A 12,456-nucleotide genomic window follows, 5' to 3' on the forward strand; every position below is an offset into this window, starting at 1 on the left:
ATGCAACGCATCGACCACGTATTGCCGTGGAGCCACCTGGGCAGCGAGCGCAAGGTTTCGGTTTTCCGGTTCGGTGAGGGCGAGCGCAAGGCCTACATTCAAGCCAGCCTGCACGCCGATGAACTGCCGGGCATGCGCACCGCCTGGGAGCTGAAAAAGCGCCTCGGCGAACTCGAAGCCCAAGGCTTGCTCAACGGCGTGATCGAGCTGGTGCCGGTGGCCAATCCGATCGGCCTCGGGCAATTGCTGCAAGGCAATTTCCAGGGCCGTTTCGAGGCGGGCAGCGGCAAGAATTTCAATCGTGATTTCGTCGAGCTCAGCGCGCCGGTCGCGGCGGCGCTGGGCGAAAAACTCGGTGATGATCCCCATGCCAACGTGCGCCTGATCCGTCAGGCAATGGCCGACCACCTGGCCGGATTGCCTGAAGCGAGCAGCCAGTTGCAAGGCATGCAACGTGTGCTGCTCAGCCACGCCTGCACCGCCGATGTGGTGCTGGATCTGCACTGCGATGCCGAAGCCGCGCTGCACATGTATGCGCTGCCGCAGCACTGGCCGCAGTGGCGTTCGCTGTCGGCGCACCTGAACGTCAAGGTTGGTCTGCTCGCGGAAGATTCCGGCGGCAGCTCGTTTGACGAAGCCTGCTCGTTGCCTTGGCTGCGCCTGTCGCGGCAGTTCCCCGAGGCGCAGATTCCGCTGGCGTGTCTGGCGACGACGATCGAGCTGGGCGGGCAGGCCGACACCGGCCGCGTCGAAGCCGAGGCTTATGCTGAAGGCATTCTGGCGTTCCTTGCCGAGCAAGGTCTGATCACCGGCGAGTGGCCGGACCCGGCCTTCGAACCGTGCGAAGGCATGCCCTTCGAAGGCACCGAATTGTTGTTCGCACCGCACCCCGGTGTGGTGAGTTTTTCCCGCAGGCCTGGCGAATGGGTCGAGGCGGGCGATGAGATTTTTCAAGTGATCGACCCTGTGTCTGATCGGGTCAGCACGGTATGTGCTGGTACGTCCGGGGTGCTGTTTGCCATTGAACGGCTGCGCTATGCCCAACCCGGTTTCTGGCTGGCCAAGGTGGCGGGGCGCGAAGCGCTGCGTCACGGGCGCTTGCTCAACGACTGACTGACTGTTTTTGTGAGAACCGACCGCATGTACAAACTTGAAGTCCAAGACCTGCATAAACGCTATGGCAGTCACGAAGTGCTCAAGGGCGTGTCCCTGAAAGCCGCCGCCGGCGATGTGATCAGCATCATCGGCTCCAGTGGCTCCGGCAAAAGTACTTTCCTGCGTTGCATCAACCTGCTCGAGCAGCCGCACGCCGGCAAGATCCTGCTCAACAACGAAGAGCTGAAACTGGTGGCGAACAAGGATGGCGCGCTGAAAGCCGCTGATCCAAAACAGCTGCAACGCATGCGTTCGCGCCTGTCGATGGTGTTCCAGCATTTCAATCTGTGGTCGCACATGACCGCGATTGAAAACATCATGGAGGCACCGGTGCACGTGCTCGGCGTACCCAAGTACGAAGCGCGCGAAAAAGCCGAGTACTACCTGAACAAGGTTGGCGTGGCCCATCGCAAAGACGCGTTCCCGGGGCACATGTCCGGTGGCGAACAGCAGCGTGTGGCTATTGCCCGTGCGTTGGCGATGGAGCCGGAGGTGATGCTGTTCGACGAACCGACCTCGGCCCTTGACCCGGAACTGGTCGGCGACGTGCTGAAAGTCATGCAGGCGCTGGCGCAGGAAGGCCGCACCATGGTCGTGGTGACCCACGAAATGGGCTTCGCCCGTGAAGTGTCGAACCAGCTGGTGTTCCTGCACAAAGGCGTCGTCGAAGAAAGCGGCAACCCGCGCGAAGTGCTGGTCAACCCGCAGTCGGAGCGCTTGCAGCAGTTTCTGTCGGGCAGCCTGAAATAAATCAGGGCTGCCGTTGTGCACCAGATTAGGTCATGCTTCGCGACCTTCTGGCTGGCTCAGATCCCCTGTGGGAGCGAGCCTGCTCGCGAAAGCGGTACAACAGCCAGCAATTATGTTGACTGGTACACCGCCTTCGCGAGCAGGCTCGCTCCCACATTCTGATCTTCACCGGTTTCAGGATTTGTGTTCATTTCCGGGCTAGCATTGGCCCATGCCTTCATCACCGTTGTTCGTTTCGGATTGCCCGCCCATGACTGCCCATCGAATTGGTTTCCTGATTTGGCCCAGCACTAAAGCGTTGACGCTGGCGCTGGCGGAGGAGGCCTTGCGTGTTGCGCAGCGGGTGCACCCGGACGTGGTTTACGAACTGTCGTTCTTGCAGGCCGAGCCGCAGACCGAAGGTGCCTGGCAATTGCCCGGCGAGCCGTGGGCCGGCAAGCTCGAGAATTTCCAGAAACTGTTCCTGCTCGCTGACGAGCCACCGAGCACCCTGGCGCCGGCGCTGAGCAGTGCACTCAAGCAACTGGTGCGTGCCGGTTGCGTGATCGGTGGTCTGTCGGCCGGTGTCTATCCGCTGGCCCAGCTCGGTTTGCTCGACGGTTATCGCGCCGCCGTGCACTGGCGCTGGCAGGACGATTTCGCTGAGCGCTTCCCGAAAGTCATCGCCACCAGCCATCTGTTCGACTGGGATCGCGATCGTCTGACCGCTTGCGGTGGCATGTCGGTGCTCGACCTGTTGCTGGCGGTGCTGGCCCGCGATCACGGTGCGGAACTGGCCGGTGCGGTGTCGGAAGAACTTGTCGTTGAGCGCATCCGCGAGGGCGGTGAGCGTCAGCGCATCCCGTTGCAGAATCGCCTCGGCTCCAGCCATCCGAAGCTCACCCAAGCGGTGTTGCTGATGGAAGCCAACATCGAAGAGCCGCTGACCACCGACGAAATCGCCCAGCATGTGTGCGTGTCCCGTCGGCAGCTGGAACGGATCTTCAAGCAATACCTCAACCGCGTGCCGAGCCAGTACTACCTGGAATTGCGCCTGAACAAGGCCCGGCAGATGTTGATGCAGACCAGCAAGTCGATCATCCAGATCGGCCTCTCGTGCGGCTTCTCCTCAGGGCCGCATTTCTCCAGCGCCTATCGCAATTTCTTCGGTGCCACGCCGCGCGAAGATCGCAACCAGCGGCGCAGCAGCAGCCCGTTCGAATTGTCGTCAGTGCCGCCGGAGCGTGGCTGAGCGCGGATCGACCCTCAATCGGTTTCCATGCCGCCGGAGAAGTCATGGAAATCCTCAATCGTCTGATACGCGGTGTCGTTGCTCGACTGCTGCTCCAGCAGGCGCAATTGATACGCCGCCTCATACCGCTGCAGGCGCTGCAAACTTTCGGCAGTCAGCGGGTTGTCGCTGAAGTCGTATTCGGTCAGCACGTCGCCGGGCTGTAAAGGAAACTCGCCCGGCAACTCGGTGATCGCGTTTCCGGACAAGTCCGCGTACATCAATCGAGGCAGTTCGAGCAGGCCGTCAGGCACCTTGCTCAAGGCACAGTTGCCCAGACGCACATCGGTCATCTGCGGGAAATGACTCAGATCCGGAGCAAAGTTGAGCGGATTATCGCTCAGGTCCACCGATCTCAGGTTTCTCAGCGTTGCGAATGCTTGCGCGGTCTGCGCAGTCAGCGTGATCTCACAGTCAGGCAGATAGAGGCTGCGCAGCCTGTCCATAGCGAAGATCGGGTTGGGAATCTCGCCTAGCGGATAATTGCGGATGTCGATGCCTTTGAGCTTCGGGAACAGCTCCAGCAGACGATCGATCCGAGGCGCAGCGGACGCTGTGGTGGTCAGTTTCAATTGTTCGATGTGGTCGAAACGCGCAGTCAGCGGCGGTAGCTCACCGGTAAACGACAACTCGCAGCTGACCCTTGGCCCTGTCAGGAACGAGGGCGCACGGCGCAGGTCGTCTTCGAGGTTTTGCCTGAAGTGCTGGCGGTTGAGTCTTTCTCTGGCTGCCGCGTCGTTCGCGAGCGGCATCTGCGTGCCAGAATCGTCGGGAAACTCGTTGGCCCAGCTATCCAAGCGTTCGAGCACGGAGGTGAGCTCGGTTTTGCGGCGCATCAGCTCAACACGTCCATCGGCCAGCGTGCCCGCAAGCTTGTAGACCAGATCGTTGGCATCGAAGCCGAACAGCGATGGATAAAGGCTTTGCGCCAGATCGATGTCTTGCTGTTGGACCCAGACACCGAAGTTGTCAGCCTTGGCCTGGAATGCGGCCTTGATCCGTTCTCTGGAAGCAACCGACAACGGGTTGCCGCCCAGTTCAATGCCGCGATCGGAATACTGCGTCAGTTGCGCCGGCAATTCGCTGATGTTGTTGTCGCTCAGCAACGCGACTTCCAGGTGCGGCAGCTGTTCCAGCCCGGCGGGAACACTATCGATGCCGGTGTTGATCAGGTCGATGAACGTCAGGTTCTGCAGGGTCGATAGATCGGGCGTCACCTGCAGAGGGTTGCTATACAAGTCCAGAGATTTCAATCGGGTCATCGTGGACAGGATCGCTTGTCCGGCAGGATCCAGAGTGATCTGGCACTTGCTCAGCATCAACCTCTCAAGCAACGGCAGGCTTGGCAGCGATTGGGGTATCCGGCCCAAGGCGAAATCCTGCAGTTCCAGTCCGCGCAGCCCGCTGAAGCTTCGGAAAAAACCATCGGGAATGTTCAGCCCCGGATTGCCCTGAAGGTTGAGATGCGTGATGTGGCTGAAGTCAGCGGTCAGTTCCGGCAATTCGCCGGTGAATGTCGCATCGGCTTCGAAAGTATTGAACCGCAGGGCTGAGTTTTCGTTTTGCCGGCCGCGCCAGAGTTTCTCAAGGTCGCTGCTGAATCTTTGTCTGGCGGCGAGTTCTGCAAATCTTTCCGGCGCAGTCCAGGGCAGCTCTGTCGAAGGGTTGTTGACCGGCAAGCGCGCGCTCCATGTGTTGAGATCACTGATCATGCGGGCAATTTCCGCCTCCCATCTGACCAGTTGTGCCGTACCGGTCTGTAATGTCCCGGGCAGGCGATAAATCATGTTGATCGCAGCGTTTTCGCCCAGTCGCGGGAACAGTCTCTGCGCCATGGCAATGTCAGCCGATGCCGGCTTGATCCGGAAGTTGCGCCCTTGTGCGGCGTAGTAGCGCTTGACGCGCTCGCGGGCATTCATGGACAGAGGATTGTCGTTCAGATAGACGCTGTCGGCCCGCTCGGGATGCAAACTGAAGACAGCGTCGGGCAGCACGGTTATCTGGTTGTTATTGAGATGGAGCTCTCGCAGCAGCGGATGCTCGGCGATGCCCTTCGGCACGCTCGTCAGTTCGCTATGGCCGAGTGAGAAGTTCGTCACCTTGGGCAGGATTGTCAGGTCTGGCGCGTTTGTCAGTGGGTTATGGCTCAGATCGAGCAACCGCAACTCGGGCAGCGCGCCAAGTACCTGCTGCCCGGCAGGGGTAAGCGTCAGCGCGCAGTCATTGAGTTTGAGCTCTTTGAGATAGTGCAGACGGCTGACGAATGAAGGGATGTCATAGAGTGTGAAAGCTTTCAGTTCCAGCATCTGAAGATTCGGGAACAAGGCAGCGAACGGCTCCAGTCCCGCGATCGTCACGTTGCCCGCCAGCTTGAGGCTGGTAACGTGATCGAAGTTGACCGTCAGGCGCGGCATTTCGCCGAGGAACTTCAGGTCTGCCGCAAAATAACCAGCGCGCTTGCCGGTACCCATCGATCTTTCGCCCCAGAAATCCTTTATCAATTGCTTGAAGTCCGAGCGTGCGGATCGTTGCGCCAAACGCTCGCTTGCGCTCAAGGCCTGACCGGTAACCGGGTGCGCAGACGGCGTTGCCAAGGCCCAGCGGGTCAGGTCATCGCGCATCTGTTGCTGTTCTGCTTGCCAGCGAAGCAGCTGTTGGCGACCGTCGGCCAGGTCGCCGGGCAAGTCGTAAATCATCTCGCTGGCCTCTTGCTTGTTCAAACCGGGAAACAACTGCCGGGCGAGGCTCACGTCCGGCTCGGCCGCCAATACGTCGAAGTCGTTGCGACGGAGGCGGTAGTAGTTTTTGATCTGGTCGCGGGTGGCGGCCGATAGCGGGTTGTCGGCAAGGTCAATGCCGTCACTGCGCTCGGCGGGGAGGTCGAACAGCGCCTCGGGCAGTTGCGTGATGCGGTTGCCTGCGAGCACTGCGGTTCGCAACCCCGGATGGCTGGCCAGTCCTTCAGGCACGACGGTCAGCCCGCAGTTGGACAGATCGAGATAGATCAATTCGGGCAACAAATTCAGGTCGGGGAACGTACCCAACGGATTGTCGCTCAGGTCCAGTGAGTCGAGGCTGCCAAGTGACAGCAGCGCAGCCTGATTTTCCGGGGTCATGACCACGCCACAATTTTTCAGCTCCAGATCGCTCAGTTGAGGCAGTTTTGCTTCGCCCAGCGCAAGCGGTCCCAGTTCGAAACCGTTCATTTTCAGCTTGGCAAGGTTGGGGAAGCACTCCACGAAGCGCAGGGCAGCGGTGCTATTGGCGGTGCCGGTGAGGTTCAGCTGCGTCGCGCGCTCGAGACCGGCGCTGAGTATCGGCATATCCCCACTGAACGTCGCCGTTGCCCTGAGTTCTTCAAGGCGCGGGTACAGGGGCGGGCTGCGCCAGAATTGCTCGATCTGTTGCGCAAAGGATCGCCGGGCCTCCAGTTCGCGGGCCTGTGCCTCGAGGGGAAGACGTTCCCCCGACTCAGAGGCGGTCACGGTGGCCTGGTTGATCCATTGACTGAGTTCGAGATTCAGCACGCCGAGTTCATTTTCCCAGCGGGACAACTGTGCGCCGCACTCCGCCAATGGCCCGGGCAATCGGTACAACACCTGTGTTGCGCCTTCCGTGTCGAGGGATGGAAACAAGGCGATGGTGCGTTGCAGATCCTCCTGCACGGGCCGGACGCCGAAGTGCCTTCCGGTGTGCTCGTAGAACACTTTTACCCGCTCGCGAGAAGCCGCCGTCAACGGGTTATCGGCGAAGGTATAACCATCGCTGAGGGAGCTTGCCAGGTTGAAAAAACTGTCCGGTATCCGCGTGATGCGGTTGCGATCGAATTGCGCCGAAATCAGGCGCGGATGATCCAGCAGATCGTCGGGCACCGTGTGAATGCCGGTATCCGACAGGTTCACGTAGCGCAATGAAGGCAGTGTGTGCAGGTCCGGAGGCAGGCCCAGCGCATTGCCTTGCAGATCGAGCAGGGTGAGCTGCGGCATGGCCGCGAGCACTGACTCTGTGACCGTCGTCAGACTGATCCGGCAATTGCGTAAGCGCAATTCGCGCAGCGAGCGCATCGAAGTCAGTGCTTGCGGCAGGCTCGACAGATTGAGGTTGCGCGCATCGATATTCTGCAACTGGCTGAAGGACTGCAGAAAGCTGTCGACGGAGGTGGTCATCGGGCTGCCATCAATGGCGAGCGAGGTGATATGACTGAAGTCTGCTGACAACACGGGCAAGTCGCCCATCACCGCAGGTGTAAGGCGCAAGGCGTATCCGGCGGCAAAGCCCTGGTGATTGATACCCGTGACGTGCTCCCGTCTCCAGGCTTTGAGCAATTGCTCCCGCAGCAGCCTGCGATTCTGGATTTCGGCGCGCTTCTCCAGCGAGGTGAGCGCCGTGCCGGTTTCCGAGTGCACGGCGGGCGGATTGTTGGCCCAGACATGCAGTTCGTTCTGCAATTGCAGGTAGTCATTTTGCAAACGAAGCATTTCTGCGCGCGGGCCTGCGGGACTGCTTCGCATGCTTTCGGCGAGGAAGCGCACTTCATGGTTCGACATGCGTGGATAGAGCACCCGGATGTCTTCATCGAGGGTGTGCGGCTGGTAAGCGGGGCGCGGCGGACGCGGAGCATGGGCATAACCATCGGTACCGAGCAGGCGCAGGGTGTCGATAGCCGGCGCTCGGGACGGCGTATCGGCAATCACCTGACGCCACTCGTTGCGCTCGAGCGTGCGTTCACGAATGGCCGCCTTCAGCGCCTGACCCTGGCCGATCCGCATGTCCAGGCTCTGGCGCTCGCTGTCGGGCAATGCGTACAACAGGCTGGAATAGAAATCAGCGAACGAATGCAGCTGCTGCCCACGATCGTCATAAGGTTGGTATTGGCCATCGTCGCGGCGAACCAGCACCTTGTATTCGGGCGCATCGTCACGGCCGATCGTGTCCAGTAACCGGCCCTCGTAGCGCCCGTCACGGATTTCGATGCGTACATCGCCGCTCCAGCCCGGCAACAATTTGAGGCTGTGCAGCGCCAGAGAATCAGAGTCGTGATTGCTCACCGAATCCAGCTCAAGGCCCTCATATGCGCGGGTAACGCGCACCTCGTCACTGGCCATCTGCATGAGTGCCTGCTGGCGCGGGGGCAATTGTCCTTCGCTGATCTGCAACAGTTCGCTGCCGGTCGCGGTATCGAGCAGTTCGCGGGTAATGCTGGCCGGCAATTGCGGAGGGTGAATCTTGAGTCGTGCAGCCAGCGGGTCGTCGAGGTGCTGGAGGGCTTGATAGCGCGACTCGAACAGCGCGCTGGTGTTGCGTCTGGCGAGGTCGGCCAGTTGTTTGCGCAGGTTGTGGCTGCGGACCTCGATGGACGGCGTCGGTCCCGCGAAGGGCTCGTCCAGCAAGGTTTTGATCTGCGTCTCGTCGAGGGCTTGGAGCAGGGTTTTGAGCACGTCGCCACCGGCCAGCGTGTCGTGGCGTAGTTCGATTACCGGCAGGCTTGTGTCGGCAGACGATTGCCACAGTTGCTCGCCTTGGCGATCATGCAGACGCAGGCACTGGTCGCCTGGCCAGCGGCCGTATTCGCTGAGCACCTGCAGCTGCATGACCGGGTCGGCGCGCAAAAAACTTCAGCGTCAGCGCTGTCGAGCTGGTCGATGAAGCGTTGCAACTGCTGATCAATCTTGAAGCGCTGGATGCTGTCGGCCAGCAGAGGCGGGACCTTTTCCTGCTCGACATGCATTTTGCGCAACGCGTCTTCGCTGGTTCCGCTGATCTGCAGCACGGTTTCGCGCTCGCTCGCGGACAAGCTCTCGACCGCAGGGCCGATACGGCGCAGCGCGGTTGCGCCATCCCATTCCAGCGGTTGCTCGAGTTCAGTGTGCCAGGCACCTTCGCCATTGTGGCGCAGCACCGGTTGGTATGCGTCGGGGCGACTCGGATGTTCGATGCGGTACTGCCCCGGCACCTGACTTTCCGTGACCGCAAAGTGCGCGTCCTCCAGGGGCAGCAGGCGCTTGTCTTCATGGGTATGCAGACCCAAGGCATCGGGTTGCGAATCGGCACTCGGGCGCTGCGGATGTTTGTAGCGTTCCAGATCCGGTTGCCAATAGCGGGTGTCACCATTGGCCAGTTGTACCGGTTTGAAGCGGTCGATGAACGCCACGATTTCCTTGGGCAATACCTTGCGGAACTCGGCCGCGCCAATCGCACCGCCGACGGCGAACATGCCCAGCTGGATCATCGATTCCACGGTTCCCATCAGGTGTTCGACCGCCTCGGTCGTGCGTCCCTGCGCCCACTCGACAATGCCTTCGAATACTTCATCGAGCATCTGATAGGCCATGTACGCCATCATCGCTTCACCGAGCACCGGCACGAAGGGCGCGACGATCATCGCGGCGGTCTGGGCGATGGAAGAGAGGATGTTGAGCAGCGAATCCCAGAACGCCCAGCGCGCCCTTTGATCGACTAACGCAGTCGGTACGGCAATGGTTCGGGCGTCATTGAAAATCTTGTTCAGTTTTGCCTGGTACAGGTGTTGCCACACATCGTCGTAAAACGGCGTCAGCGCAGTCTGCAGGTCGGGCCGCTCCACTGCGGCTTCGCGCCACGCCGGCCGAGGGTCGCCGGGTTCGTGCGGGTGCCAGCGGATTTCACTCAGCCGGCTGTTGAGGGTGCTGAAGAAGAAGCCGCGCTGGTCGTGGTTGACGAAGCGGCTGAAGAACTGCTGATAGTCCCTGGAGCGCAACTGGCGCGTCAGTTCCACGACCATTTCCAATGGCGAGGCGTACTCCTTGAACGGATGTTCGGGGTCATCCGGGACGTAGGCGACGACGCGCGCTGCATTGCGTGTCATGTACAGGTCCGGGGCGAATACCACGATGCCGGTGAGCGGTGCGCAAAGCATCGTCATGTCATGACACAGCAGCGGGGCGCCGTGCACATGCAGGCCTTTCACACCGTCGAGCATGGCTTCGATCAGGCGTACCGCGTTTTCCGACACGTCGCGGTTCATCCGCGCCCATTGCAGGGCCGATTTCATCGCGGCCTTCTGGCTGGCGTCGAGCTTGCCGCGCAAGACCGACGCGACCATCGGATCGGAATAGCCCAGATTGTCTTCCAGACTGGCTTTGTATTTCGCGCCGATATCCAGTCGACGGCACAGTTTTGTGAAAGCGGGAATGCTCAGTCTGGCCTTGATGTCGGGCAGGGTTTCAAACTGTCCTGTAGCCGAAGGTGCGCTAGTGAATGTCGACTCGGCTTCGAAGGCGTCGTCTTCGGTTTCCTTGTCTTCGAAGTTATGCAACGCCGCCTCAAGCAGTGACACGGACCAGGCGCGGGCGCCGGTGCGGATCGGAAACCATGGGGTGGTGGCAGGAATGTACAGGTGCACGTAGGTGTTTCTTACATCCAGTTCCAGATCGAAGCAGCTTTTCAGTTCGGCCTTGAGCAGGGGCTCGGCGAAGGCCGCAGCGTCCTGTAAGTGCTCAAGGCTCTTGTCGACCCGGCTCTGCGCGGTGATATGCGCCGCCCCAAGGCTTTTCATCAACGCGTGCTGTTCGGCTGGCGCGACCTTGAGCGCGGCCGGCTGTTGCGGGACGCTGTTCTTCAGCGCTTCGCGCCGCGTGGCTGAGGTGTCGCCCAGCCAGGCCGGAATCGCGTTTTTCAGTGGTTGGTAATGCTCGTCCGCATGTTGCGCGTCATGTGCGGCATCCGGGGTTGCCGATGGGGGTGCTTCAGACAAATGCATGGCCATTCCTTGGCGTTGGGAAGAACCCTCAGCAAATCAGCGGCAAGCGACCACCGTGCGGTAGATATTTATGTCTCTGCCGTGGGGGCTGACTTGGTATCCTGCGCGGCCTGCCGCAAATCGGCCGCGCCCGGTAAACTGCGCCTTTGCGACGCTATATGTCGCATTGCCGTAAACCCGGGAAAATCCGGGGTTTGCGCTATAAGAAGTTGTCGCTTGGCGACAAGGCCGGGCACCCAACTGTCCTTACAATCCCCTCATCGCTCGCCAGTTCCAGGCGGGTGTTCCTCTTCAGGAGACTCCGATGTCCGTTGAGCACGCTGCGGTACAACGCGCCGATTTCGACCAGGTAATGGTTCCCAACTACGCGCCTGCCGCTTTCATTCCGGTGCGTGGCGCCGGTTCCCGGGTCTGGGATCAGGCCGGCCGCGAGCTGATCGACTTCGCCGGCGGGATTGCCGTCAACGTTTTGGGCCATGCGCATCCGGCGCTGGTCGGCGCGTTGACCGAACAGGCGAACAAGCTGTGGCACGTGTCCAACGTGTTCACCAACGAACCGGCCCTGCGTCTGGCGCACAAGCTGATCGACGCCACGTTTGCCGAGCGCGTGTTCTTCTGCAACTCCGGCGCCGAAGCCAACGAGGCCGCGTTCAAGCTGGCCCGTCGCGTCGCATTTGACCGTTTCGGCACCGAGAAATACGAAATCATCGCCGCGCTGAACAGCTTCCACGGCCGTACCCTGTTCACCGTCAACGTCGGTGGCCAGTCGAAGTACTCCGACGGTTTCGGCCCGAAAATCACTGGCATCACCCACGTTCCCTACAACGATCTGGCCGCGCTGAAAGCCGCGGTGTCCGAGAAGACCTGCGCGGTCGTGCTGGAACCGATCCAGGGCGAGGGCGGCGTACTGCCGGCCGAACTGGCTTACCTGCAAGGCGCCCGCGAACTGTGCGACGCGAACAACGCGCTGCTGGTGTTCGACGAAGTGCAGACCGGCATGGGCCGCAGCGGCAAGCTGTTCGCCTACCAGCATTACGGCGTGACCCCGGACATCCTCACCAGCGCCAAGAGCCTGGGCGGCGGTTTCCCGATCGCGGCAATGATGACCACCGAAGCGCTGGCCAAACATCTGGTCGTCGGCACCCACGGCACCACCTACGGCGGCAACCCGCTGGCCTGCGCCGTCGCCGAAGCGGTGATCGACGTGGTCAACACCCCTGAGGTGTTGAACGGCGTGAACGCCAAGCACGACAAGTTCAAGACCCGCCTGCAACAGATCGGCGAGAAATACGGCCTGTTCACTCAGGTGCGTGGTCTCGGTCTGCTGATCGGTTGCGTGCTGAGCGAAGCGTGGAAAGGCAAGGCCAAGGACATCTTCAACGCCGCCGAACAGGAAGGCCTGATGATTCTCCAGGCTGGCCCGGACGTGATCCGTTTCGCCCCGAGCCTGGTGGTGGAAGATGCCGATATCGACGCCGGTCTCGACCGCTTTGAACGTGCTGCCGCGAAGTTGACGCAAGCCTGATGGACCTTTCGGCGCCTG

At 61.0% G+C, this 12,456-nt stretch carries 6 protein-coding genes; 4 read left to right on the forward strand and 2 right to left on the reverse strand.

Features of this window, described 5'->3' with window-relative positions; all coding sequences use genetic code 11:
* From ACZZ0K_RS04160 to argR, 3 genes are all read left to right on the forward strand, one after another.
* On the forward strand, positions 1 to 1,113 hold the full coding sequence (locus ACZZ0K_RS04160) for a succinylglutamate desuccinylase/aspartoacylase family protein (protein WP_056788052.1): 1,113 nt from the start codon (positions 1 to 3) through the stop codon (positions 1,111 to 1,113).
* Between the two features lie 27 nt (positions 1,114 to 1,140).
* Positions 1,141 to 1,905, forward strand: coding sequence for an ABC transporter ATP-binding protein (locus tag ACZZ0K_RS04165; RefSeq protein ID WP_007912705.1), 765 nt, complete (start codon positions 1,141 to 1,143; stop codon positions 1,903 to 1,905).
* Between the two features lie 250 nt (positions 1,906 to 2,155).
* The gene (gene argR / locus ACZZ0K_RS04170; protein ID WP_252882528.1) at positions 2,156 to 3,136 is read left to right on the forward strand and encodes a transcriptional regulator ArgR; all 981 of its coding nucleotides are present in this window, start codon (positions 2,156 to 2,158) and stop codon (positions 3,134 to 3,136) included.
* A 14-nt stretch (positions 3,137 to 3,150) separates the two neighbouring features.
* Here the strand turns inward: argR and ACZZ0K_RS04175 are convergent, their stop codons facing one another.
* Both ACZZ0K_RS04175 and ACZZ0K_RS04180 read right to left on the reverse strand, forming a co-directional pair.
* The gene (locus ACZZ0K_RS04175) at positions 3,151 to 8,766 is read right to left on the reverse strand and encodes a leucine-rich repeat domain-containing protein (RefSeq protein WP_463558991.1); all 5,616 of its coding nucleotides are present in this window, start codon (positions 8,764 to 8,766) and stop codon (positions 3,151 to 3,153) included.
* Entirely contained in the window at positions 8,649 to 10,913 is a 2,265-nt protein-coding gene (locus ACZZ0K_RS04180) for a dermonecrotic toxin domain-containing protein (RefSeq protein ID WP_463558992.1), read from the reverse strand. Before ACZZ0K_RS04180 ends, ACZZ0K_RS04175 begins: the two co-directional genes overlap by 118 nt.
* Before the next feature lie 304 nt (positions 10,914 to 11,217).
* Here ACZZ0K_RS04180 and ACZZ0K_RS04185 point away from each other — a divergent pair, with 304 nt between their 5' ends.
* Positions 11,218 to 12,438 (forward strand): aspartate aminotransferase family protein, encoded by a 1,221-nt coding sequence (locus tag ACZZ0K_RS04185; protein ID WP_016773586.1) that lies wholly within the window; start codon positions 11,218 to 11,220, stop codon positions 12,436 to 12,438.
* Positions 12,439 to 12,456: the final 18 nt, after the last annotated feature.

This window comes from Pseudomonas sp. AC255, from assembly GCF_979258175.1.

Bases quoted from the DNA above. Each gene is read 5' to 3' on its own strand.
- ACZZ0K_RS04160 (WP_056788052.1), top strand. From the start codon at position 1: ATGCAACGCATCGACCACGTATTGCCGTGGAGCCACCTGGGCAGCGAG.
- ACZZ0K_RS04165 (WP_007912705.1), top strand. From the start codon at position 1,141: ATGTACAAACTTGAAGTCCAAGACCTGCATAAACGCTATGGCAGTCAC.
- argR (WP_252882528.1), top strand. From the start codon at position 2,156: ATGACTGCCCATCGAATTGGTTTCCTGATTTGGCCCAGCACTAAAGCG.
- ACZZ0K_RS04175 (WP_463558991.1), bottom strand. From the start codon at position 8,766: ATGCAGCTGCAGGTGCTCAGCGAATACGGCCGCTGGCCAGGCGACCAG.
- ACZZ0K_RS04180 (WP_463558992.1), bottom strand. From the start codon at position 10,913: ATGCATTTGTCTGAAGCACCCCCATCGGCAACCCCGGATGCCGCACAT.
- ACZZ0K_RS04185 (WP_016773586.1), top strand. From the start codon at position 11,218: ATGTCCGTTGAGCACGCTGCGGTACAACGCGCCGATTTCGACCAGGTA.